Below are 21,267 nucleotides of genomic sequence, written 5' to 3' on the forward strand. Positions count from 1 at the left end.
TTCCTACAATGCGGCAATGCAACACGAAGAACCTGTCAGTGTAGCGGCCGAGCTGCAGGCCCGGTTGCTTGCCCGGCTTCGCGAGGCCGCGCAGGGCGACGGCGGCTGGCTGGGCTTCGACCGCTTCATGGCCATCGTGCTCTACGAGCCGGGCCTGGGCTACTACGCCAACAGCGGCCGCAAGTTCGGCCTGCTGCCCGGCAGCGGCAGCGACTTCGTCACCGCGCCGGAACTCACGCCACTGTTCGGCCGGGCGCTGTCGCGCCAGGTCCGCCAGGCACTGGTGGAAACCGGCACGGCCGAGGTCTGGGAGTTCGGTGCCGGCTCCGGGGCCCTGGCCTCGGCCCTGTTGCAGGCGCTCGGCAGCGCCTGCAATGCCTACCATGTGGTGGAGCTGTCGGGCGTGCTGCGCGAGCGCCAGCGCGAGCGCGTCGAGCGGGAGGCGCCTACGCTTGCCCACCGCGTGGTCTGGCACGAGCAGCTGCCGGCCGAGATGCGCGGCGTGGTGGTGGGCAACGAGGTGCTGGACGCGATGCCGGTGCAGTTGCTGCACTTCGACGGGCAGGACTGGCACGAACGCGGCGTGGCGGTGGCCGAGACCGGGCTCGCCTGGGCCGACCGGCCCACCGTACTGCGCCCGCCGGTCGACGGGCCCTTCGTGCCCGGCACGGTGTGCGAGATCCATCCCCAGGCGGAAGCTTTCATCCGCACGATGGCCGACCGGCTGACACGCGGTGCCGCCTTCTTCATCGACTACGGATTCCCTGAAAGCGAGTACTACCATCCGCAGCGCACCGGCGGCACGCTGATGTGCCACCGAGCCCATCGCGCCGACCCCAATCCGCTGGTGGAGCTGGGGCTGAAGGACATCACCGCCCACGTGAACTTCACCGGCATTGCGCTCGCGGGCCAGGACAGCGGGCTGGACGTACTGGGCTACACCTCCCAGGGCCGCTTCCTGCTGAATTGCGGCCTGCTCGAGTTGCTGCCGCCAGCCACCGAAGGTGGCCCCACCGAGGCAGCCCGGCTGCGCGAGGTGGCGCTGGCGCAGAAGCTGGTGGCCGAGCATGAGATGGGCGAGCTGTTCAAGGTCATCGGCTTCAGCCGTGGCGCCGACCTGGCGAACGCCATCGGCTTCGCCAGCGGCGACCGCAGCCACACGCTCTAGCGGAGCCCGGCCGATGCTGCGCTGGCTCATCGTGGTCGTGCTGGCGATGCTGGTCTTCACCAGCCTGCGGTCGTGGCTGGAGAAGTTCGGCTTCGGCCGACTGCCCGGCGACCTGCGGTTTCGCTTCGCCGGGCGGCAGTGGCAGCTGCCGTTGGGCAGCACTGTCGTGCTGAGCCTGCTGGCGATGGCCATCGGGCAGCTGTTCTGACGTCGCCGCCACCCGCCGCAGTCCCAGGAAAGAAAAAGCCGGGCATCAGCCCGGCTTTTGCGTCATGTCGGCTTGCGCCGCGAACTCACTGGCCGGCAGCCGCGCCTTCGGCATGGTCGCCATGCTCGGCGTCTTCTTCGGCTTCGCCCAGGTCGGGGAGGCCACCGCCGAGGCCCGGCACCGGGATGGGCTTGCCGTTCAGCAGCACGGCCCCCTTCTCCAGGCGCATGCTCGCAGCCACGTGCTCGCCCTGGCGGACGATGAAGCCTTGCTGCGCGAACTGGTCCAGCATCATGCCCACCATGCCGGGTTCCATCGCAGCGGTCTGCGTCGGCGCCTTGGCGGCGATCTGCTCGATCCAGGTGACCGGCAGCTTCACGTCGGCCTTCACCACGCCCTTGCCCATCAGCAGCATCATGGCCGGGGTCTTCAGGTCGGCTTCGGTCACGCCTTCCACGCCCACCGAGTACGACAGTTCGCCGCGCTTGCCGGCGTATTCCACCGCCAGCTTGTCCAGGGCGTATTCCGGGTTGTACGGCAGCAGGGCCAGCAGTTCGTTCTGCATGCCGGCGAGCATCTCGTCCGGATTCGGCTGCTCTTCAGGCTTGGCGCAGGCCGTGCCGGCCGCCTTCATCAGGCTGGACATGATGCGCTGGTAGGTCGGCGCATGCAGGCGCTTCAGCGAGGCCTGCATCTCCAGCTTGTCGAGCTTGGTGCCGGCAATGGTGCCGGCGCCAGTCATCGTGACCTTGCTGTTCAGCAGGTCCTTCTCGACGCTGGTGTCCGACGCGAACTTCAGCTTGTCGAAGGTGAACTTGAAGGGCTCGCCTGCACCTTCGGCGGCCTGCTGTGCCAGCGGCGGCGCGGCGAACTCGATGCTCGCGATCTCACCCTCGTCCTTGCCGGTGCGCAGCCACATCGAGCCATTCACCGGGCGGCTTTCGCCGCGCCAGCTGATGTTGGTGACCACCATCTTGGCGCCCTTGGCCGGGTCGTTCACTTCCAGGCCGGGTGCGCTGACGTCGTACTTAAGGTAGGTGCCGCCAGCATCGCTGCTGATGTTGGCCTTCACGCCCTTCCATGCCAGCTGCTCGCCCTGCGGGCCCTTGAACTGGATGTCGGGGCTGGAGAATTCGCTGCTGTAGCCGCCGCCGAAACCCACCAGGGTGCGGACGGTGAACGGCTTCTTGTCGCCGAACAGCTGGGTCAGGCCCTTGCGGACTTCGGGCGGCAGTTCGAGCTCGGACTCGATCAGCGCGGCGCCGAACTGGCCACCGGCCAGCGGGCCGTGGCTGATGTGGTCGCGCAGGGTGATCAGCACCGGCTTGGGCGGTGCCTCCTCGCCCTCTGCCGGGGTGCCGGCATCGCAGCCAATTTGCACGGTGACGGTACGGGTGGCGGAGAACAGGCCCTTCTCGTACTTGTGGTCGGTCACCTTGATGAAAGGCAGTTGCTCCGACAGCTTCGTCTGCTGAGCCAGCAGTTCGGTCTGCACCCGGCCGCCGACGTAGGCCGCCGATCCGACATACGCGGCCGCAGCCAGCGCCACCACACCCAGGCCGACGGCCAATGGCTTCTTCATCCCTCGCACTCCCTGTGGCGCCCCTCGCGCCGGACGTTTCCCGCAGCCACCGCGGCCCGGTTAGAAGCGGCGCAGTGTAACAAGGGGTCGCGCGCTTGGCGCCCCCTACTTAATGGGGGTGGACGGCGGCCACCGCCTCGATGCGGGCCTGGTGGATGGCCTCGGCGATCTGCGGCCCGTGCAGCCCACGCGCGGCAGCAGCGGCCGCGATCGGCGCGGTCGGCACAGCGCGCGCAGCCTCCAGGGCGGCGAGCAGGCGGGGGCGTTGCGGATAGGGCTCGTGCTCCATGTCGACGTGGCCGCGAGCGTCACATTCGCAGGCCAGCAGCGCATCGGCGAACCGCTGCGGCTTGCGCAAGGCGTCGCACCGCTCCAACAGGCAGACGATGTCCGCCGGCCCGAGTTCGCCGCTGTCGTGCAAGTGGCTGTGCTCGCGAGCCACGAGCTCGGCCAGCTCGCGGCATTCGTTGGGCACCCGCAGGCGCTGGCAGAGCTGGCGCAGCAGTTCGGCACTGCGCGCCTCATGGCCCGGGTGGTGGGGCAGCAGCTCGGCCGGCGTGGCGCCCTTGCCGAGATGCTGCGTCAGGCAGGAAAAGCGCACCGGCAGGCTGGCCTGCAAGTGAGCGCTCATCTCGAGCACCATCATCACGTGCATGCCAGTGTCGACTTCCGGGTGGTATCCGGCCCGATGCGGCACCCCCCAGAGGCGGTCGACCTCCGGCAGGATGCGAGCCAGCGCGCCACAGCTGCGCAGCACCTCGAACATGCGTGACGGCCGGGCCTCCATCAAGCCGCGGGCCAGCTCCTGCCAGACCCGCTCGGGCACCAGCGCATCGACCTCGCCTTCCTGCACCATGCGCTGCATCAGCACCTGGGTTTCGGCGGCCACGCTGAAGTCGGCAAAACGCGCGGCGAACCGGGCCAGCCGCAGGATGCGCACCGGGTCTTCGACAAAGGCATCGGACACATGCCGCAGCTCGCGCGCCTGCAGGTCGTGCAGGCCGCCGTAGGGATCGATCAGCTGTCCATCCTCGGCCTGGGCCATGGCGTTGATGGTGAGGTCGCGGCGCTGCAGGTCCTGCTCCAGCGTGACGTCGGGCGCCGTGCGGAAGCTGAAGCCGTGATAGCCGCGCGCCGTCTTGCGCTCGGTGCGGGCGAGCGCGTACTCCTCATGGGTCTGCGGATGCAGGAACACCGGGAAATCCTTGCCCACCGGCAGGTAGCCGGCCGCCAGCATCGCCTCGGGCGTGGCTCCCACCACCACCCAGTCGTGATCCTGCACCGGCAAGCCGAGCAGGCGATCGCGCACCGCGCCGCCAACCATGTAGACCTTCATGCCGGCAGTGTATCGGCGCGCCCGGGTCGCCCCCCTCCCGCGCGGTGTGGCGCGGCTGGCGAAGAAGCCGCCAGCCGCCTCGCGCTGATGCAAGCAGGGCCGGATCGGATCGATTGCCTCCTGGCCATCTGCGGCCGCGACGGAAGCCGATCGTCACTGACAGCCCGGGCTCGCAGCGTCCGGTGCCGACGGTGGGCCACTGCAGGCCGATGCTCAGGCAGGCCCAGCAGCGGCGGTCAGCGGGTAGAGCGGCACGTCATCCCGGCCGGCCGGGAGGAGGCATCGGACACATTTCCTTGCGCCAAGAGCATTGGTCATGCCCAGTGCTCCCCCCGAGGCATGGCGTTCCCTCCCACAGCAGAGCTAGGTAAAAAGGCAGTCGCGCAGCGTCTGCCGGGTGGCGCCGCCGGGGAGACGCCGCGCGCGTACAACCACTCTCAACACTCTCTGGAAGTACTAAGATGAAAAAACTCCTCCTGGCAGCGGCCCTCGGCCTCGGCCTTGCATCCCAAGCCTTCGCGGCGGTGGACCTGTCCAACGGGCCGTACGACTTCGACGCCAAGAAGTTCAGCACCAGTCCCTTCACCGACACCTACGATTTCCTTGCCGGCCCGAACGGTGGCTCCGTGTCCTTCAGCCTCATCGAAGTGAAGCTGGCGAACAACGTCAACATCGACTGGGACGACACGGCCGCCTTCTCCGTCATCGGCGCCGACGGCTCGGTGCTGTTCCAGGCCGGCGAAAACGGCCCCATCCACTTCACCTTCGGCGACAGCCTGCCGGTGCCCGGCTCGTTCTCCATCGTGCTGAAGGGCGCGGCCATCGGCGACGGCAGCTCGCCGTGGAACCCGGGACTGAAGGGCTCCTACAGCCTGTCCGTGATTGCCAACCCGGTGCCGGAACCCGAGACCTATGCGCTGATGCTGGCCGGCCTTGGGGTGGTGGGCTACATGTCCCGCCGTCGTCGGGCGAACTGAGCTTCCAGGCGCGTTCCGCGCAGGTGCAAGGCGGGCTGCGGCCCGCCTTTTTTTGTGTCTGCCGTCGAGGTGCTGCCGCCGGCTGGGGCAGCACTGGCCGCTCAGTCGCGGCTCTGGCGGTAGGGCTCGTCGAAATCGAGGAAATCCCGCTCGGCCAGCGCCGCCTCGACCCACGATCGCATGGCGGGCAGCGCGAACACCCGCTCGACGTAGGCCTCGATGTCGGCCGGCACCGGCACGCCGTAGGTGCGCAGCCGGGTGCATACCGGCGCGAAGTAGGCGTCGGCGATGGTGAAGTCGCCGAACAGCATCGGGCCACCGGAAGCCTGCAGCAGCTCGCGCCACATCTGCACGATGCGCTCGACATCGGCAGCCACTTCCGGCCGGCTGGCCAGCACCTGCTCGCCGACCTGCGGCAGGCGGGCTTCGATGTTCATCGGGAAGTGCTGGCGCAGCCCCTGGAAGCCACCGTGCATCTCGGCGCAGACGCTTCGAGCCCGGGCCCGCTGGCGCACGTCAGTGGGCCACAGGCGCTTGTCCGGGTATTTCTCGGCCAGGTATTCGCAGATGGCCAGGGTGTCCCACACGGCAAACCCGTCGTCCACCAGCACCGGCACCTTGCCGGTGGGCGTCCAGCGGGACAGCGCGGCCTTGAATTCCGAGCCGGCATCGAAACTCAGGCGCAGCTTCACTTCCTCGAAAGGAATGCCGGCCTGCGTCAGCACCAGCCATGGCCGCAGCGACCAGGACGAGTAGTTCTTGTTGCCAATCACCAGTTGCACGCTCGCTCCCCATGCAGTGTTTCAGGGAGGTCGATGCTAGCCGAGGAGCACCTTGCCGCGTTCGGGAATCGACGGTGCTAGCTCGCGTGGTGGGCTCATCCCCGTCGTGCCGTCGCACGCAGGCCGTAGAGCCGGTCGGTCAGCCCGGGCTCGGCCAGGTAGCCCGGCGCGATGGCCTCGAGCGCGGCCGGCGTGATGTGCAATTCGCGCAGGCCCGGGCAGCGTCCGGAAGCGACGTTGTCGACCTGCAGGGAGGCGAGGTTGTCGCGCGTCATCAGCGGCTCGCCGGGCAGTGCTTCGAGCAACAGGGCCTGCAGGCGGCCCAGGACGGGCGGCAGCGGCAGGACGGGCCGCGAATGCCCCGACCACACGCCGGCGCAATGCACCAGCTCGCGCAAGGTGTAGACGCGCGGCCCGGCACACTCGTAGACCTGGCCGATGCTGTCGGGACGGTCCAGGCAGCGCAGGATGGCACGCGCCACATCCTCCACCCACACGGGCTGCAGGCGCGATTCGCCACCGGCCAGGGGCAGCACCGGGAAGCTGCGCTGCAGGCGGGCGAAGAGCGTGAGGAAGCGGTCGCCCTCGCCGAACACGACAGACGGGCGCAACAGCGTCAGCTGCAGGTCGGTGGCCGCCCGCAGCGCCGCTTCACCAGCCGCCTTGGAGCGCAGGTAGTGCGAAGGAGCGTCCGCCGAGGCGCCCAGCGCACTGACGTGCACCACACGCCGGACACCAGCCTGGCGGCAGGCCCGCACCAGCTGCTCGGGCAGGCCCGCATGGGCCTGCCGAAAGGCCGCCTCGCTGCCGTGCAGGATGCCCACCAGGTTGACCACCGCATCGGCACCGTGCAACAGCGGGGCCAGGCGCTTTTCGTCGAGCCGCTCGAGCAGGGCCGGCTCGATGCCGGGCAGCGGCAGCAGGTCGCGCACATGGGCGGGGCGGCGGGTCGGCACCACCACGGTCGCGCTGCCCTCCGGCCAGCTGGCGACCCACTTCTCGCACAGGTGGCGGCCGATGAAGCCGGACCCACCCAGGACGACGATCCTGTTCATGCTCACCTCCTGGCGCCCCTCATGGTCAGGGCAAGTCGGTCTGCGGCGGCGGCGCATTCGGGTCGCGCGGGCCCACCGTGGGGCCCAGGCGGGCCTTCAGCGAGGGCATGCGGCCGCTGATCAGCGCCCCATAGTAGGTCGCATTGGACAACACCTTCTTCACATAGTCGCGCGTTTCCGAGAACGGAATGCTCTCGATCCAGATCGGCGTCTCCAGCACCGCGCCTTCGCGCCAGCGGCGCGGGCGCCCGGGGCCGGCGTTGTAGGCGGCGGCGCCCATGGCCTGCGAGCCGCCCACATCGTCGAGCACCAGCTTCAGGTAGCTGGTGCCGAGCGCGATGTTGGTGTTGCGGTCGGTGATCATGTCCGGCGTGTAGTTGATGCCGATGCGGCGCGCCGTCCAGCGGGCGGTGGCGGGCATCAGCTGCATCAGGCCGGAGGCCCCGACATGCGAGCGCACGTCCATCACGAAGCGCGATTCCTGCCGGATGAGGCCATAGACATAGGCCGGGTCGAGCCCGATCTCGCGGGCGCGCGCCACCACCTCGCGGCGAAAGGGCATCGGGAAACGCTGCTCGATGTGGAACTCGGCCTCGGTGCGGTCGCTGGTGTTGATGCAGCGGTCCCAGATCTCGCGGTCGCAGGCGATCTGGGCGGCCGCCAGCAATTGCCGGTCGTTCATGCGAGCGCCGCCCGGTCCGCCGAAGGACAAGGTCCAGTTCCATTCGCGCACCGCCTCGCCGCGCAGGCCGAGGCTGAACAGTTGCAGCGCGCGCTGCAGGCCGGGATTGCGGCGCGCGACGTCGCGCTCTTCGTCGGTGAGGGCCGCCGGCCGGGCCGGCAGCATCAGCGGCCGGCCCAGGTCTTCGGCGGCCAGCTTGCCGTAGAAGTCATGCCAGCCGGCGATCGAGTCCAGCAGGGTGTGGGCCTCGGCCCTCAGCTTCTCGCCGTCCTGCGAGTCGCGCGCCAGCGCCTGCAGCGCGCGCGCCTTCCAGTACACCCAGGCGGAATCGGCCTGCTGAGTTTCAGGCATCGCATTGATGGCCTGGCTCACCTGCTGCCAGCGGCCGGCGCGCAAGGCGGCACGCGCCTTCCAGGCCAGCATGTCGTCCGACCAGTCGGCCTCGCGCGCGCCCTGGCTGGCGCGCTGGTAGAACTCGGTGGCCCGCGGCGACAGCCGAATGCCGGCCTGCCGGCCGATGGCGGCCCAGGCCCAGGCCGAGAGCTCCTGCGGCAGCCGCTCGGTCCAGCCCTCAAGCTGCGCGGCGGCGGCCTCGGGGTCGCTCGCGGCCAGGCGCACCAGCGCGAGCGTGGTCAGCTCGGCGTCGGTGCGGTTGGCGGAGCCGGCCCGTCGCGCCAGGTAGCGGGCGGGGTTCTCGTACAGCTCGTCGTAGCGCTGGGCGGCGTCGGTGCCCACCACCACCACGGCCTGGCGTCCCGGGTTGCGGCGGCCGGCCTCGGTCGCCAGGCGCGCCTTGCGCCAGATGTCGGCATGGGTCAGCACGCCGGCCTGGTACAGCGTCAAGGCCATCAGGGAGCAGCCCTGGTCGGCCTCGCGCTGCGCCATCCAGGCCTTGCGGGCGGCGGCGCGCAGGTCGTCGCCGCCGCCGTCGCGGCGGGCCAGCACGGCATAGCAGTCGACCTGCTTGTCGTCCTGCATGCGAAAGCGCGGCAACTGGGTGGAAAAGGTCGCCCAGTCGTTGCGCCGGCCCAGCTCCAGCAGCCAGTCGTTGCGCAGCCGATCGGCAACGTAGGTGTCGGGCCAGCGGGCGAAGAAGGCGTTCAGCTCCTCCGCATCGGCCTGCTGCAACCGGTTCTGCAGCTCCCAGTAGTCCACCCACTGTGCCAGCGGATGCTGCTGCGAGGTGGCGCTTGCCTTGGCCAGGGCCAGCCGGCCCGCGTCGCGGCGGCGCAGTGCGTCGCGGGCGTCGAGCACCGGGTCCACCGGTGCCTGCGCGGCCGAGGGCTGCGCCGCGAGGCACAGGCTGGCCGCCGCGAGCAAGGCCGCCCAGGTGCGCCGATATACTGAATTCACACGGTTTGCCTTTTTCATCATTCTCGAGACATGGATTGGACCGCTCCCCCTCAGGCACTCATCAAAGATCGTGCCGCCCTGCGTCGGCACCTGCTGGCCGAACGCGAACGCTGGGCGGGCGGCATGGCGTCCGACGCCGGATGGCAGGCGGTGCAGGAGGCGATGGCGGGGCATCTCCGGCAGGTACTGCTGATGCTGGAGCCGCAGTTGTTGGGGGTGTACTGGCCGATACGATCCGAATTTAACGCAGCAGTTGCATTAAAGGCCGACAACGAGTGCGCCCGGCTGCCGCTGGCGCTGCCCTGGGCGCGCCGCACACCGCGCGAGATGGAGTACCGCCGCTGGCAAGGTGACGCGCCGACGCTGCTGGACGAGTGCGGCATTCCGAGCGTGGCGGGTGCCGCGGTGGTGCCGGACGTGCTGCTGGTGCCCTGCGTCGGCTACCACCCCCAGGGCTTTCGGCTCGGCTACGGCGGCGGCTACTTCGACCGCTGGCTGGCACGCCACCCGCACGTGACGGCGGTAGGCATCGCCTGGTCCGGCAGCGAAGTCGCCTTCGAGCCGGAGGCACACGACCTGCCGTTGATGCTGGTCGTGACCGAACGCGGCGTGGTCAGTCCAGGGAGCTGAGCGAGGTCGAGGCGTCCGATTCGGCCTCTACCCCGGCGCGCGTCAGCGCGGCCTGCCGTTCCACCCAGGCGCAGAACTGCGCCACCTCCGGCCGCTCCAGCGCGAGCGGCGACACCACCAGCCAGTAGACATGGGCGCCCTGCAGGCGGCCGGCGGGACCGAAAGGCTCCACCAGCTCGCCGGAGGCCAGCGCGGGCGCGACCATCGGCAGGCGGGCCAACGCCACGCCTTGGCCCGTCAGCGAGGCCTGCACCTGCTGGTAGGTGTAGTTGAAGTAGATCCAGCGCTGCGGCGTCAGCTCCGGCAGGCCCTGATGTGCGAGCCAGGTGCGCCAGCTCAGCAGGTGGCTGTAGGGATGGCCATCGTCCTCCTCCAGCAGGGTGTGCTGCGCCAGATCCGCAGGGCTGCGCAGCGGCGGCCCCTGGCCGTTGCTGGCCCGCTCCAGCAGCCAGGGGCTGACCACCGGCGTCAACACTTCACCAAACAGCCGGCGGGCCTCGCAGCCGTCCTGGGGACCGCGCGAATAGCGCAGGGCGGCGTCGATCTCCACACCGTCAACCTCCACGAAGGCGTCGCAGGCGCTGACGCGGATGTCGAGGTCGGGATGCTCGCGCTGGAAGGCCTCCAGCCGCGGGATCAACCACAGCGACGCCATCGAGGCGAAGGTGGTCACACTGATGGTGCGGCGTGACCGCGTGCGCCGGATCTGCCGCACGGTGAGGTCCAGCCGGTGCAGCAGCGGCGCGACCGTGCGGAGCAACGCCGTGCCGGCCTGGCTCAGCTCCACATGCCGCGTGCCGCGCACGAAAAGGGGCGCCCCCACCTCCTGCTCCAGCGACTGAATCTGCCGGCTGATGGCCGACTGCGTCAGGTGCAGCTCTTCCGCCGCCAAGCGGAAGCTGAGGTGGCGAGCCACCGCCTCGAATGCACGCAACGTGCCCACCGCTAGCGGCCGCTGACGATGCTCATTCATGCTTGTGTCTCATCAATACAGCGCAAGGAAGTCATTGGACCGCGCCCCGGGCAAACCCTAGGATTCACTCATATCGCAGCAAGAAGGAGCAGATCTCATGGACCGCATCGACAGCTCGGCACTCATGTTCACATCGCAACAATGTGGCAGCGCAGTATGGACATTGGCCGCAGGGCGGTCAATCACGCTGAAGACGGTGGCGCCGACGGTGCTCAAGGTCTCCTCGGGCCGCGTCTGGGCCACTGCCGGCGACGGCAGCGACCAGACGTCCGATGACCTCGTGCTGTCGGCCGGCGAGGAGCTGGCCCTGCCGGCCGGCCAGACCCTGGTGATTGAAGGCTGGCCGAGCGCCTGCTTCGAGATGGCCCTGGCGGCGCTGCCGGTGCGCCGCCAGGAGGCTGCCATGCCGCCGCTGTGGCCGGCCCTCAAGGCGCTCGGCGCCTGGTGGTCCGCTTCGGCGCGGGCGCCGCAGCGGGCTTGGCGCTGAGGCGGGTGCGCGCGGTGCCGGCCGAGCGGGCGCGCAGCGCCGCCTCCAGCGCCAGCCGGGCCCAGGGCAGCATCAGGGTGGAGGATTCGAGGGCCTCGTCCGGCGGCGTGTAGTAGCGCACCTTGACCTCGCGGCCGCGGGCGGCGTAGATGAACGGCTCGCCGCCAGCCTCGCGCCACAGCGATTCGGTCAGCGCATCGACCTTGAAGTAGAGGCGTTCGCTGACGATGAGGGCGAAGAACAGGCCGTCGTGGTAGATGCCCCAGCCGCCGAACATGCGCCGGGCGTTGCAAGGCCCCAGGCTTTGCAGCAGCTCCAGACAGTGGTCGGTCCAGGCTCGGGCGGGGTCGATCGCGGTGGCAGACATGTGGCCAGTGTAGAGGGGTAAGCGGCGCCGCGTTGCACCGCAGCGCCCCGCGGCCACCGGCCCTCAGTGGGCCGGGGCCGCCTTCTTGGGCGTCGGCTCGACTTCCTCGACCTCTTCTTCCTCGTCCTCGGCCGCCCGGGCCGGCGCGGAGGCCTTGGGCGGCGGCGGCGCGACCGGCTGCGACGGTGCCACCACCGGCTTCACTTCCTCGATCTTGTTTTCGCCCATGTAGTCGTTCATCTCGCGCCAGCCGGCGAAGATGGCGGCCTTGTCGGCCTTGGCATTGAGGGCGTAGCAGTCCTCGATGGCCCGGCCCGCATGGCGGCAGGCCGCGCCAATGGCACGGCCCTCGGCCTCCTTGCGCGCCGCCGACTGCGCGCCCGTTTCAATGCCGAGCATGTCGCAGCCGCCGAGCATCGCCAGGCAGAGCCCCGCCAGGGCCAGCCGCCCGCCCGGGCGCATGAAAGTGGAAAGGGTCATGACCGCTCTTCGGCACAAAACGCGCCCACTTGAGGCGAGCGCGGAGAGCACGCCCTGCCCCGCGCTCAGCGCATGGCGGCGCCGCGCGCCATGGCCAGCAGGCGCTCCACCCGCTCCTCGGTGCTCGGGTGGGTGCTGAACAGGCCGCTCAGCCCGCCGCCCGACAGCGGATTGACGATCATCATCTGCGCCGTCTCGGGATGGCGCTCGGTGGCGTCGAGCGGGATGCCGCGGGCATGGCGGTGGATCTTGTCCAGCGCCGAGGCCAGCGCCTGCGGATCGCCCGAGATCTCGGCACCGCCGCGGTCGGCCTCGAACTCGCGTGCACGGCTGATGGCCATCTGGATGAGGCTGGCCGCCAGCGGGGCCAGCAACATCACCAGCAGGCCCGCAATGGGGTTGGCCGGACGGCCTTCGCTGTCGCGGCCGCCGAAGAACATCGCCATGTTGGCCAGCATCGAGATGGCGCCGGCCATCGTCGCGCTGATGGTGCTGATGAGGATGTCGCGGTGCTTCACGTGCGCCAGCTCGTGCGCCATCACGCCGCGCAGCTCACGGTCGGTCAGCACCCGCATGATGCCGGTGGTGGCGGCGACCGCCGCGTTGGACGGGTTGCGGCCGGTGGCGAAGGCGTTCGGCGCGTGCTCGTCGATGATGTAGACCCGCGGCATCGGCAGCTGGGCCCGCTGCGCCAGCTCGCGCACCATGCGGTAGAACTGCGGCGCGGTGCTTTCGTCGACCTCGCGGGCGTTGTACATCTTCAGCACCAGCTGGTCGCTGAACCAGTAGCTGAAGAAGTTCATGCCCAGGGCGATCAGCAGCGCCACCATCATGCCCTGCTGCCCGCCGAGCACGGCGCCAATGGCGACAAACAGCGCGGTGATGGCGGCCATCAGGACCGCCGTCTTCAGCAAGTTGAACATGTGAGCCTCCTACAGACGCTAGCCGCTATCTGCGGCCCCCGCGTTTGTATTTCAAGCGGCAGGCAGCTCAAAAACCATGCCTGGCTTCACAGTATGACCGGAGAGGAATTCGGCCGCCGCCAGCCGGCGTCCGCCCGGCTTCTGCAACTGCGTGAGCCGCAGCGCCCCGCTGCCGCAGGCCACCACCGGGCCGGCAGCATCCACCGCCAGCACCCGCCCCGGCTCACCCTGCGCGTCGACCCGTTCGGCGCGCCAGCATTTCAGGGCCACGCCGTCGAGCAAGCCCACCGCACCGGGGAAAGGGTCGAACGCCCGCATGCGGCGCTCCAGCACGTCGGCGGGCAGGCGCCAGTCGATCTCGGCCTCCGCCTTGTCGATCTTGTGCGCGTAGGTGACGCCCTGCTCCGGCTGCGGCCGGGGCGACAGGCCGCCGCAGGCGGCGAGCTCCAGCGCCTCGACGATCAAGCGGCTGCCCAGCGGCGCCAGCTTGTCGTGCAGTGAGCCGGTGCTGTCGGTCGCGGCGATCGGCAGCACCTCGGTCAGCAGCATGTCGCCGGTGTCCAGGCCCTCGTCCATCTGCATGATGGTGATGCCGCTGCTGCCGTCGCCGCTCTCGATGGCGCGGTGGATGGGCGCCGCCCCGCGCCAGCGCGGCAGCAGCGAGGCATGGATGTTGAGGCAACCGAGCCGCGGCAGCGCGAGCACCCAGGCCGGCAGGATCAGCCCGTAGGCAGCCACCACCATCACGTCCGGCTGCACCGCCTGCAGCCGGGCCTGGGCGGCGGCCGCTTCGTCGGGAAACTTGCCGTCCAGGCGCAGGCTGCGCGGCTGCGCCACCTCGATGCCGTGCGACAGGGCAAACTGCTTCACCGGGCTGGGCTGCAGCTTCATGCCGCGGCCCGCCGGGCGGTCGGGCTGGGTCAATACTAGCGGGATCTCGAAGCCCGCGGAATGCAGCCCTGCCAGCGCGGCCTGGGCAAATTCCGGCGTGCCGGCAAAAACTAGCTTCATCTGTCTGGAACCCGTCTGAAGGGCACCGCCGGGCCGGCGGCTGGGCAAGACGGCGGGCCGGCCACAGGGCGCAGCCCGCCAGAGCGGGCCGACTTCAGCGCGCCTTCGTGTCCTCGCGGTGGCGCTTGACCAGCTTGCTGCGGATGCGGTCGCGCTTGAGCGGCGACAGGTACTCCACGAAGACCTTGCCCATCAGGTGGTCCATCTCGTGCTGCACGCAGACCGCGAGCAATTGCTCGGCGTCGAACTGGTGGGGCCGGCCCTCGCGGTCCAGCGCCTTCACGGTGACACGGGCATGGCGGTCCACCTTGTCGTAGAAGGTGGGCACCGACAGGCAGCCCTCTTCCCACACCAGCATCTCGTCGCTGACGGCCACCAGCTCGGGGTTGATCAACACGCGCGGCTCGTCACGCTCGTCGGAGACGTCGATCACGATGACACGCTCGTGGACGTCCACCTGGGTGGCGGCCAGCCCGATGCCATTGGCGTCGTACATGGTTTCCAGCATGTCGTCGACCAGGCGCTGGATGCGGGCGTCCACCGCCTGCACCGGCTTGGCGACGGTGTGCAGGCGGGGATCGGGATATCGGAGGATGTTCAGTTTGGCCATGATCGGGGAAGCGCCGGGACGATTTTTAAGGGGAAGGCATGCCGCTCAAGCGTGAAACAGTGCCGGGCGAACGGCAACCTTCAACAAAATTCGTTGCGGCATCAAGGGTTTATGGGCAGAATCTGTGAAACTATGTGAGGATTTTCGCCGAACTGCAGCTGCCCGGCGAGACGACAAATTCATTAACCATATAGCGTCATGGCCGCCATCTTCCAGGCCATGCCGGCCCGCGGAGACCCTGCATGATTCGAACCCAGTGGCTGCCAGCCCGACTGACCGCAGCCCAGCGCATGGGCGGATGGCGTGCCGCCATCGGCATCGCCTTGCTGGCGGGCACCACCGCGGCCTGGGCCGTCAATTATCCGATCACGCCGCAGCAGCGTTCCACCGCACAGCAGGTGGCCGAAGCCGGTGTGCCGCTGTCGGAACTGTCGCCCAACGCCCCTGACTCCTACACCGTGAAGCGCGGCGATACGCTGTGGGACATCTCTTCGATGTTCCTCAAGCGTCCGTGGCGCTGGCCGGAACTGTGGGGCATGAACCTCGACCAGATCCGCAACCCCCACCTGATCTACCCCGGCCAGGTGCTGTTCCTTGAAAAGGTCGACGGCCGTGCACGACTGCGCGTGGGCCGCCCGGTGGGCAACGGCACGGTGAAGCTCTCGCCGCGCGTGCGCAGCGAAGGCCTGGACGGCGCCATCAGCTCCATCCCGCTGCACCTGATCGAGCCCTTCCTCAACGAGGCGGTGATCTTCAACACCAATGAGCTGGAGGCCGCCCCCCGCATCGTCGCCGCTCAGGAAAACCGGGTGTTGCTGACCCGTGGCGACAGTGCCTATGTGCGTGGCGGCGAGATTGCCGACCTGCGCGACTGGCGCCTGTTCCGCAATCCCAAGCCGCTGGTCGACCCGCGCAGCAAGGAAGTGCTGGGCTACGAGGCCGTCTATGTCGGCACTGCGTCCTACACCCGCCCCGGTGAGACCGGCAAGAACGGCGAAGTCATCCCCGCCACCTTCCGCATCGAGTCGACGCGGCTGGAAGCCGGCATTGGCGACCGCCTCTCGCCGGTGCCGCCGCGCGACTTCATCAGCTACGTGCCGCATGCACCGCAACAGGAAGTCGACGGCCTGATCGCCTCGCTCTACGGCGATGCGCTGACCGCCGGCCAGAACCAGATCGTGGCGCTCAACAAGGGCAGCCAGGACGGCCTGGAGCGTGGCCATGTGCTGGCCCTGTGGCGCTATGGCCGTAACGCGGTGGACAACACCGACGGCAAGCGCGTCGCCATCAAGCTGCCCGACGAACGGCATGGCCTGCTGTTCGTGTTCCGTGTGTTCGACCGCATGTCGTATGCGCTGGTCCTGAACGTGCAGGAACCGGTGCGGGTCGGCGACCGCTTCACGCAGCCCTGAGCGCTTCGTCGCGCCCGGCCATGATCGAGCGCGACGAACTGGCTGCCTGGCTGCGGCTGCTCGGCACCCCGGGCATCGGCAGCGAATCCGCACGCCGCCTGTTGGCGACGTTTGCGTCTCCACAGGCCGTCTTCCAGGCTTCGGAAGCGGCCCTGCGCCGGGTGGTGTCCGCCACCCAGGCGGCTGCCCTTGCCGCCCCGCCCGCCGATCTCCCGGCCCTGCTCGACACCACCACCGCCTGGCTGGCCGCCTCGGCCGACCGCCACCTGCTGGCGCTGGGCGACCCCGCCTACCCGGCCCTGCTGCTGGCCACCGCGGATCCGCCACTGCTGTTGTACGCCCAGGGCCGCCTCGACTGGCTGCGGCCCCCCGCGGTCGCGGTGGTCGGCAGCCGCAACCCCACCCGCCCGGGAGCCGATCATGCCCGCGCCTTCGCTGCGGCCCTGAGCCAGGCCGGCCAGGTGGTCGTCTCCGGCCTGGCGCTCGGCATCGACGGCGCCGCCCATGAAGGGGCGCTGGACGCAGGAGGCGCCACCATCGCGGTGGTCGGCACCGGGCTCGACCGGGTTTATCCAGCGCGTCACCAGGCGCTGGCCCACCGCATCGCGGGCCACGGCCTGCTGCTGAGCGAGTACCCGCTTGGCACGCCGCCGCTGGCGGCGAACTTTCCGCGGCGCAACCGCATCATCTCGGGCCTGGCGCAGGGCACCCTGGTGGTGGAAGCCGCCCTGCAGTCCGGCTCGCTGATCACCGCCCGGATGGCGGCCGAGCAAGGCCGCGAGGTCTTTGCCATACCGGGCTCCATCCACTCGCCGCAGTCGCGCGGCTGCCACTTGCTGATCAAGCAGGGCGCCAAGCTGGTGGAAAGCGCCGCCGACATCCTCGAAGAACTGCAGGCGCCGGCCGCCCCGGCAACGGCCGGCCTGCCGCAGGGCGGCCCCGAGGGCGACGACGGCGACCCGGTCCTGGCGGCCCTGGGCTGGGAACCGGGCAGCCTCGATGCGCTGGTCGCACGCACCGGATGGCCGGCGGCGGAGCTGAGCGCCCGGCTGCTCGAACTGGAGCTGAGCGGCCAGGTGGCGCGGCTGCCAGGCCAGCTCTTCCAGCGCATTGCGTCGGCCTGAGGCGGCTGCGGGCAAAGACCGCGCCGCCGTGCTTCCCTCTTCTTGATGGAGGGCGGGGGGTGCGGGTCGGGTATAGTGAGGCGCATGTTCGATGTGCTCGTCTACCTCTACGAAAACTACTGGCGGCCGGACGCTTGTCCCGACCATGCGCAGCTCACGCGCAAGCTGTCGGCCGTCGGCTTCGAGAGCGACGAGATCCAGGAAGCCTTGAGCTGGCTGGACGGCCTCACGCATGCGTCCGAGACCCATGCCGGCACCCAAGGCCCGCTCAGCATGCGCGTCTTCACACCGGCCGAGCAGGAACAGCTGGGCGAGGAATGCATGGGCTTCATCAGCTTCCTCGGCAGCGCCGGCGTGCTGCCCGCGCCGATGCGCGAGATCGTCATCGACCGCGCCATGGTCAGCAGCGGCAGCCCGATGTCGCTGGAAGACCTGAAGATCATCGTGCTGATGGTGTTCTGGAGCCTCGGCGAAGAGCCTGACGCGCTGATCCTCGACGAGTTGTTCGTCGACGTCGCCGACCGCCTGATCCACTGAGCGCCACCCCGGCGCCTCCACCGGTCGCATACCGGCACCGGGGCCACCCGGCCCCCGGCCGCCTCCTCACTCAGCTGAGCAGCCGGCTCGGATCGGCATCCAGCTTGGCCAGTGCGTCGCGCGTTGCGCGCACCGTCAGCGCTTCCTCTTCGGCCGGCACCATCAGGCCGGCCTGCAGGAAGGCTGCCAGCCGGTGCTGCTGGAACAGCACGCAGCGGCCGTTCGGCGAGGCAAACAGGCTGAGCTGCTTGCGCAGGCCCTGCCAGGCGAGCTGCACCGCCTCGTTGCGGCCGCGGTAGTCCAGCTTGAACCAGCTGCCCACCTGGATGCTGCGCGCCCAGCCGACCATGGCAGGACTGGGCATGGAACCGCCCTCGGCCACCACCTCCAGGCCAGACGACTCATGGCCGGACAGGTCGAGCACCATGGCTTCGTCGATTTCGACCTCGGTGTCAGGCAGCAATTCCTCGAGCGTCTCGAGCCGCAGCATCAGCTCGTCCAGGCGCTCGGCCGGGATGGCGGCCGTCTTGGCCGTGAAGGCAGCCGCCAGCGAGTTGTTGAGCGCCTGGATGTGCTCATCCTGCCTGGCGCCTGCCACGCCGGCGGTGGCCATGCCGTCGCGCAAGGTCTTGAGCAGCGGCGGCAGGCGCCGGATCACCTCGGCCCGCTCCTCGCGGGAGACCTTGGCGCTGGCCGACCAAATCAGGTCGGCGGCCGCGCGCTTCATCGCCTTGGTGGCCTCGCTCTGCACGCCGCTCTTGACGGCCGTCATCGCCAGCACGTCGGCCCAGATCTGGAACAGGAAGTCGCGCACGCCTTCCTGCACCGGCACCTCGTTGAGCATCTTGCGCAGCTCGATGGTGTACTGGATGGCGAGGATCTCGCGCTGCTCGACCTGCTGGGCCAGCGACACGCCCTTGCGCGACACCTCGTTCTCGGTGCGGAAGTAGTGCTCGAGGAACTTCTCGAACTCCACCAGCACGGTCTGGAACACGCGCCGGCCGGTATCGGGGTAGGCCTCCACCACCTGCACCACCCGCTTGATTTCCTTCTCCAGCGCGTCGCCCATCACGCCGGCGGTGGCGGCGTCGAACCCCATCACGCAGGCGCCCATGCGGTCGATCAGCTTGCGGGCCGGGTGGTCGGTGGTGGCGAAGAAGTCGGGCTCGCTGACGGCGACCCGCAGCACCGGCATCTGCAGGCGGGCAAACCACACCCGCACCGAAGGCGGCAACCGCTCTTCGGTCAGGATGGACTGGAACAACAGCGCCACGATCTCGATCGTGGCGCGCTCGATGGGCGACTCGGTGGCCTGCTTGAGCGCCTGCTTGCGCTCCTGCAGGTCATCCAGCAGCGCCGGTGCGCTGGCCACCAGCGCATCCGGCCGGGTGGTGCGCAGGCGCTGCGCGACCTCCCGCTCGGCATCGGCGATGGCGGCCGCCAGCTTCGGCGAGGGCTGGAAACTGGTGGTGGCATCGAAGTCCGGCACCTGCTGGCCCACCAGGCGATTGAGCTTGCCCAGCACTGCCTGCGCCTGCTCGGACGCGCGCATGAGGTTGGAGGCGCGCGTCATCATGCGGGTTTCTTCGCCGACCGCCTGGCGCAGCATGGCCGGCCGCGAAGCCGCCACGACGGGCGCCGCGGCGCCGCCGGCCAGCGCCGAGACGGCCGATGCCGGCAGGCTGTGCCCGCCCGGCACGCCGGTGGGGCCCTGCGTGGGGGGGTGGGCCGGCATGCTCGGCGGGCCGCCGGCCGCGGCAGCCGGCTGGCCGGCGGCACCGGCCGCACGGCTGCGCCGGATCAGCGGCCGCAGGTCGATGCCGGGCAGCACGCCGTGGGCGATCAGCCACTTGTTGGTCTCGTGGTAGGCCAGCACCATCAGGTGGCCCAGCTCGTCATGCAGCAACGGCTGCAGCACCCGCCAGGCGCCGATGCTCAGGCCGGCGCCACGCCAGGCGTCGACCAGCTCGCGTGAGACCACATGGGGACGCAGCACGTCGCCGGAGGCGAGGTCGGCGCGACGCTCGATGGTGCCGAGTCGCGAGCGCAGGTCGGTGAACTCGGAGGCGGCCTGGTCCATCGCGGCCAATGCCAGCCGCGAGGTGAGGATCTCGTGCTCGATGGTGTCATCGTCCACCAACGACAGCTCCGCCCCCCGGTGGCTCAGCCCGCCAGGCTGGCTGGGGGTGGGCTCGTGCACGGTGGCGGCGCGCCGCTGCAGGCCTTCGGCCAGCAGGCGTTGCCAGGCGCCGCGCAGCCGCTGGACATCCGCCCACGCATCGCGGCGGCGCATCAGCAGTTCGGGCGGGGCGGCTTGCAGGGCGAGCGCCTTCGCCCCCTCTTCCACTGCCGACAGGGCGTTGGGAGCCCCGTAGAGAAGTACGTTGAGAAAGGTCCTGCGGGCCTGGGCTGCGAGCGCCTTCGGATCGGCGGGAATCGCCATGATGGAGGAGTCGCCTGCGTCCTATGCGGAAAGTTGCGTCAACTCTACACCACGGCACCGGCGTTGGGATCGTCGGGATCGGTCTCCTGCCGGGTGGGCTTGATCAGGTCTTCCCGCTTGACACCGAGCCACATCGCGATGGCGGCGGCGACGAACACCGAAGAGTAGATGCCGAACAGGATGCCGATGGTCAGCGCCACCGCGAAGTAGTGCAGCGTCTGGCCACCGAAGAGCAGCATCGACAACACCATCACCTGCGTCGAGCCGTGGGTGATGATGGTGCGGCTGATGGTGCTGGTGATGGCGTGGTCGATGACTTCCGACGGCGTCATCTTGCGGTACTTGCGGAAGGCTTCGCGGATCCGGTCGAAGATCACGACCGACTCGTTGACCGAGTAGCCCAGCACGGCCAGCACCCCGGCCAGCACCGCCAGCGAGAACTCCCACTGGAAGAAGGCGAAGAAGCCCAGGATGATGACGACGTCGTGCAGGTTGGCGATGATGCCGGCGACCGCGAACTTCCATTCGAAGCGGAAGGCCAGATAGATCATGATGCCGACCACCGTGGCCAGCAGTGCCAGCGCGCCGTCGCGGGCCAGCTCGGAGCCAACCTGCGGGCCGACGAATTCGCTGCGCTGCAGCGTCAGCGGATGGGCCTCGCCCGAGCGGCATTCGGCACGGCCGCTGCCGGCGGCCGGCGCCACCGCGCCACCTTCCGCACGGCACAGCTCGGCAAACACCTTGCCGACGACCTCGCTCTGCTTCACGTCGCCGCGCAAGGGCACGCGGATCAGCACGTCGTGCGAGGTGCCGAAGTTCTGCACCTGCACCTCGCCAAGGTGCAACGTCTCCACCGCCGTGCGGGCCTTGGCCAGGTCGGCCGCCTGGGCGTAGCGCACCTCCACCAGCGTGCCGCCGGTGAACTCGATCGACAGGTGCAGGCCGCGGGTGACGAGGAAGAACACCGCCGCCGCGAACGTCAGCAAGGAAATGGCGTTCAGCACGAGCGCGTGCCGCATGAACGGGATGTCGCGCCGGATCCGGAAAAATTCCATCGCTTGTGTCTCTGGTGAGATGCGTCTTACTTGATAACACGGTGGCGGGGCGCGGCGCCGTCAGCCGGCGGC

At 69.6% G+C, this 21,267-nt stretch carries 21 protein-coding genes; 8 read left to right on the forward strand and 13 right to left on the reverse strand.

Annotated elements, in window-relative coordinates; translation table 11 throughout:
* Positions 1-16: 16 nt before the first annotated feature.
* Together N7L95_RS12505 and N7L95_RS12510 are read left to right on the forward strand one after the other, a co-directional pair.
* Complete coding sequence (locus N7L95_RS12505) at positions 17-1,168, forward strand: class I SAM-dependent methyltransferase (RefSeq protein ID WP_301255575.1); 1,152 nt, start codon at positions 17-19, stop codon at positions 1,166-1,168.
* Between the two features lie 13 nt (positions 1,169-1,181).
* A complete protein-coding gene (locus tag N7L95_RS12510; RefSeq protein ID WP_301255576.1) occupies positions 1,182-1,376 on the forward strand; it encodes a DUF2905 domain-containing protein in 195 nt (64 codons plus the stop codon).
* Between the two features lie 85 nt (positions 1,377-1,461).
* Here N7L95_RS12510 and N7L95_RS12515 read toward each other — a convergent pair whose 3' ends face one another.
* Both N7L95_RS12515 and N7L95_RS12520 read right to left on the reverse strand, forming a co-directional pair.
* On the reverse strand, positions 1,462-2,958 hold the full coding sequence (locus tag N7L95_RS12515) for a YdgA family protein (protein ID WP_301255577.1): 1,497 nt from the start codon (positions 2,956-2,958) through the stop codon (positions 1,462-1,464).
* Between the two features lie 109 nt (positions 2,959-3,067).
* Positions 3,068-4,294 (reverse strand): multifunctional CCA addition/repair protein, encoded by a 1,227-nt coding sequence (locus N7L95_RS12520; RefSeq protein ID WP_301255578.1) that lies wholly within the window; start codon positions 4,292-4,294, stop codon positions 3,068-3,070.
* Between the two features lie 461 nt (positions 4,295-4,755).
* Between N7L95_RS12520 and N7L95_RS12525 the strand changes: the two genes are divergently transcribed.
* Positions 4,756-5,271, forward strand: coding sequence for an FxDxF family PEP-CTERM protein (locus N7L95_RS12525; RefSeq protein ID WP_301255579.1), 516 nt, complete (start codon positions 4,756-4,758; stop codon positions 5,269-5,271).
* Between the two features lie 101 nt (positions 5,272-5,372).
* Here N7L95_RS12525 and N7L95_RS12530 read toward each other — a convergent pair whose 3' ends face one another.
* The 3 genes from N7L95_RS12530 to N7L95_RS12540 form a co-directional block, all read right to left on the reverse strand.
* Positions 5,373-6,053 (reverse strand): glutathione S-transferase family protein, encoded by a 681-nt coding sequence (locus N7L95_RS12530; protein WP_301255580.1) that lies wholly within the window; start codon positions 6,051-6,053, stop codon positions 5,373-5,375.
* 95 nt (positions 6,054-6,148) lie between these two features.
* Positions 6,149-7,108 (reverse strand): complex I NDUFA9 subunit family protein, encoded by a 960-nt coding sequence (locus tag N7L95_RS12535; protein WP_301255581.1) that lies wholly within the window; start codon positions 7,106-7,108, stop codon positions 6,149-6,151.
* A 25-nt stretch (positions 7,109-7,133) separates the two neighbouring features.
* Positions 7,134-9,161, reverse strand: a complete 2,028-nt coding sequence (locus N7L95_RS12540) for a lytic transglycosylase domain-containing protein (protein WP_435870098.1) — start codon at positions 9,159-9,161, stop codon at positions 7,134-7,136.
* A gap of 12 nt (positions 9,162-9,173) precedes the next feature.
* Here N7L95_RS12540 and N7L95_RS12545 point away from each other — a divergent pair, with 12 nt between their 5' ends.
* Complete coding sequence (locus tag N7L95_RS12545) at positions 9,174-9,773, forward strand: 5-formyltetrahydrofolate cyclo-ligase (RefSeq protein WP_301255583.1); 600 nt, start codon at positions 9,174-9,176, stop codon at positions 9,771-9,773.
* Here the strand turns inward: N7L95_RS12545 and N7L95_RS12550 are convergent.
* Positions 9,757-10,746 (reverse strand): LysR substrate-binding domain-containing protein, encoded by a 990-nt coding sequence (locus tag N7L95_RS12550; protein ID WP_301255584.1) that lies wholly within the window; start codon positions 10,744-10,746, stop codon positions 9,757-9,759. The two genes, N7L95_RS12545 and N7L95_RS12550, sit on opposite strands and share 17 nt — an antisense overlap.
* A gap of 97 nt (positions 10,747-10,843) precedes the next feature.
* On the opposite strand from N7L95_RS12550, the gene N7L95_RS12555 reads away from it, so the two are divergent.
* Positions 10,844-11,233, forward strand: coding sequence for a DUF2917 domain-containing protein (locus tag N7L95_RS12555; RefSeq protein WP_301255585.1), 390 nt, complete (start codon positions 10,844-10,846; stop codon positions 11,231-11,233).
* Here the strand turns inward: N7L95_RS12555 and N7L95_RS12560 are convergent.
* The 5 genes from N7L95_RS12560 to def form a co-directional block, all read right to left on the reverse strand.
* Entirely contained in the window at positions 11,172-11,600 is a 429-nt protein-coding gene (locus tag N7L95_RS12560; RefSeq protein ID WP_301255586.1) for a TfoX/Sxy family protein, read from the reverse strand. The genes N7L95_RS12555 and N7L95_RS12560 overlap by 62 nt on opposite strands.
* A gap of 63 nt (positions 11,601-11,663) precedes the next feature.
* Positions 11,664-12,080: a hypothetical protein gene (locus N7L95_RS12565; RefSeq protein ID WP_363324836.1), complete on the reverse strand. Its 417-nt coding sequence runs from the start codon at positions 12,078-12,080 to the stop codon at positions 11,664-11,666.
* 65 nt (positions 12,081-12,145) lie between these two features.
* Positions 12,146-13,003, reverse strand: coding sequence for a zinc metalloprotease HtpX (gene htpX, locus N7L95_RS12570; RefSeq protein WP_301255587.1), 858 nt, complete (start codon positions 13,001-13,003; stop codon positions 12,146-12,148).
* Positions 13,004-13,054: 51 nt separating this feature from the next.
* A complete protein-coding gene (fmt, locus tag N7L95_RS12575; protein WP_301255588.1) occupies positions 13,055-14,014 on the reverse strand; it encodes a methionyl-tRNA formyltransferase in 960 nt (319 codons plus the stop codon).
* Positions 14,015-14,108: 94 nt separating this feature from the next.
* Positions 14,109-14,624: a peptide deformylase gene (gene def / locus N7L95_RS12580; RefSeq protein ID WP_301255589.1), complete on the reverse strand. Its 516-nt coding sequence runs from the start codon at positions 14,622-14,624 to the stop codon at positions 14,109-14,111.
* 290 nt (positions 14,625-14,914) lie between these two features.
* On the opposite strand from def, the gene N7L95_RS12585 reads away from it, so the two are divergent.
* The 3 genes from N7L95_RS12585 (at position 14,915) to N7L95_RS12595 (ending at position 17,697) form a co-directional block, all read left to right on the forward strand.
* Positions 14,915-16,036: a LysM peptidoglycan-binding domain-containing protein gene (locus N7L95_RS12585; RefSeq protein WP_435870099.1), complete on the forward strand. Its 1,122-nt coding sequence runs from the start codon at positions 14,915-14,917 to the stop codon at positions 16,034-16,036.
* A gap of 23 nt (positions 16,037-16,059) precedes the next feature.
* Positions 16,060-17,160, forward strand: coding sequence for a DNA-processing protein DprA (gene dprA / locus N7L95_RS12590; protein ID WP_301260144.1), 1,101 nt, complete (start codon positions 16,060-16,062; stop codon positions 17,158-17,160).
* A gap of 84 nt (positions 17,161-17,244) precedes the next feature.
* Positions 17,245-17,697, forward strand: a complete 453-nt coding sequence (locus tag N7L95_RS12595; RefSeq protein ID WP_301255591.1) for a Smg family protein — start codon at positions 17,245-17,247, stop codon at positions 17,695-17,697.
* A gap of 70 nt (positions 17,698-17,767) precedes the next feature.
* Here the strand turns inward: N7L95_RS12595 and N7L95_RS12600 are convergent, their stop codons facing one another.
* On the reverse strand, positions 17,768-20,140 hold the full coding sequence (locus tag N7L95_RS12600) for a DUF1631 family protein (RefSeq protein ID WP_301255592.1): 2,373 nt from the start codon (positions 20,138-20,140) through the stop codon (positions 17,768-17,770).
* A 44-nt stretch (positions 20,141-20,184) separates the two neighbouring features.
* Complete coding sequence (gene secF, locus N7L95_RS12605; protein WP_301255594.1) at positions 20,185-21,195, reverse strand: protein translocase subunit SecF; 1,011 nt, start codon at positions 21,193-21,195, stop codon at positions 20,185-20,187.
* Between the last annotated feature and the right edge of the window lie 72 nt (positions 21,196-21,267).

Source organism: Eleftheria terrae (genome assembly GCF_030419005.1).
In the GTDB taxonomy this organism is placed as follows: domain Bacteria; phylum Pseudomonadota; class Gammaproteobacteria; order Burkholderiales; family Burkholderiaceae_C; genus Caldimonas; species Caldimonas terrae.

What these genes read in the sequence shown, in the direction of transcription:
- N7L95_RS12505 (WP_301255575.1), top strand. Translation starts at nt 17, where the DNA reads ATGCAACACGAAGAACCTGTCAGTGTAGCGGCCGAGCTGCAGGCCCGG.
- N7L95_RS12510 (WP_301255576.1), top strand. Translation starts at nt 1,182, where the DNA reads ATGCTGCGCTGGCTCATCGTGGTCGTGCTGGCGATGCTGGTCTTCACC.
- N7L95_RS12515 (WP_301255577.1), bottom strand. Translation starts at nt 2,958, where the DNA reads ATGAAGAAGCCATTGGCCGTCGGCCTGGGTGTGGTGGCGCTGGCTGCG.
- N7L95_RS12520 (WP_301255578.1), bottom strand. Translation starts at nt 4,294, where the DNA reads ATGAAGGTCTACATGGTTGGCGGCGCGGTGCGCGATCGCCTGCTCGGC.
- N7L95_RS12525 (WP_301255579.1), top strand. Translation starts at nt 4,756, where the DNA reads ATGAAAAAACTCCTCCTGGCAGCGGCCCTCGGCCTCGGCCTTGCATCC.
- N7L95_RS12535 (WP_301255581.1), bottom strand. Translation starts at nt 7,108, where the DNA reads ATGAACAGGATCGTCGTCCTGGGTGGGTCCGGCTTCATCGGCCGCCAC.
- N7L95_RS12540 (WP_435870098.1), bottom strand. Translation starts at nt 9,161, where the DNA reads ATGAAAAAGGCAAACCGTGTGAATTCAGTATATCGGCGCACCTGGGCG.
- N7L95_RS12545 (WP_301255583.1), top strand. Translation starts at nt 9,174, where the DNA reads ATGGATTGGACCGCTCCCCCTCAGGCACTCATCAAAGATCGTGCCGCC.
- N7L95_RS12550 (WP_301255584.1), bottom strand. Translation starts at nt 10,746, where the DNA reads ATGAATGAGCATCGTCAGCGGCCGCTAGCGGTGGGCACGTTGCGTGCA.
- N7L95_RS12555 (WP_301255585.1), top strand. Translation starts at nt 10,844, where the DNA reads ATGGACCGCATCGACAGCTCGGCACTCATGTTCACATCGCAACAATGT.
- N7L95_RS12560 (WP_301255586.1), bottom strand. Translation starts at nt 11,600, where the DNA reads ATGTCTGCCACCGCGATCGACCCCGCCCGAGCCTGGACCGACCACTGT.
- N7L95_RS12565 (WP_363324836.1), bottom strand. Translation starts at nt 12,080, where the DNA reads ATGACCCTTTCCACTTTCATGCGCCCGGGCGGGCGGCTGGCCCTGGCG.
- htpX (WP_301255587.1), bottom strand. Translation starts at nt 13,003, where the DNA reads ATGTTCAACTTGCTGAAGACGGCGGTCCTGATGGCCGCCATCACCGCG.
- fmt (WP_301255588.1), bottom strand. Translation starts at nt 14,014, where the DNA reads ATGAAGCTAGTTTTTGCCGGCACGCCGGAATTTGCCCAGGCCGCGCTG.
- def (WP_301255589.1), bottom strand. Translation starts at nt 14,624, where the DNA reads ATGGCCAAACTGAACATCCTCCGATATCCCGATCCCCGCCTGCACACC.
- N7L95_RS12585 (WP_435870099.1), top strand. Translation starts at nt 14,915, where the DNA reads ATGGGCGGATGGCGTGCCGCCATCGGCATCGCCTTGCTGGCGGGCACC.
- N7L95_RS12595 (WP_301255591.1), top strand. Translation starts at nt 17,245, where the DNA reads ATGTTCGATGTGCTCGTCTACCTCTACGAAAACTACTGGCGGCCGGAC.
- N7L95_RS12600 (WP_301255592.1), bottom strand. Translation starts at nt 20,140, where the DNA reads ATGGCGATTCCCGCCGATCCGAAGGCGCTCGCAGCCCAGGCCCGCAGG.
- secF (WP_301255594.1), bottom strand. Translation starts at nt 21,195, where the DNA reads ATGGAATTTTTCCGGATCCGGCGCGACATCCCGTTCATGCGGCACGCG.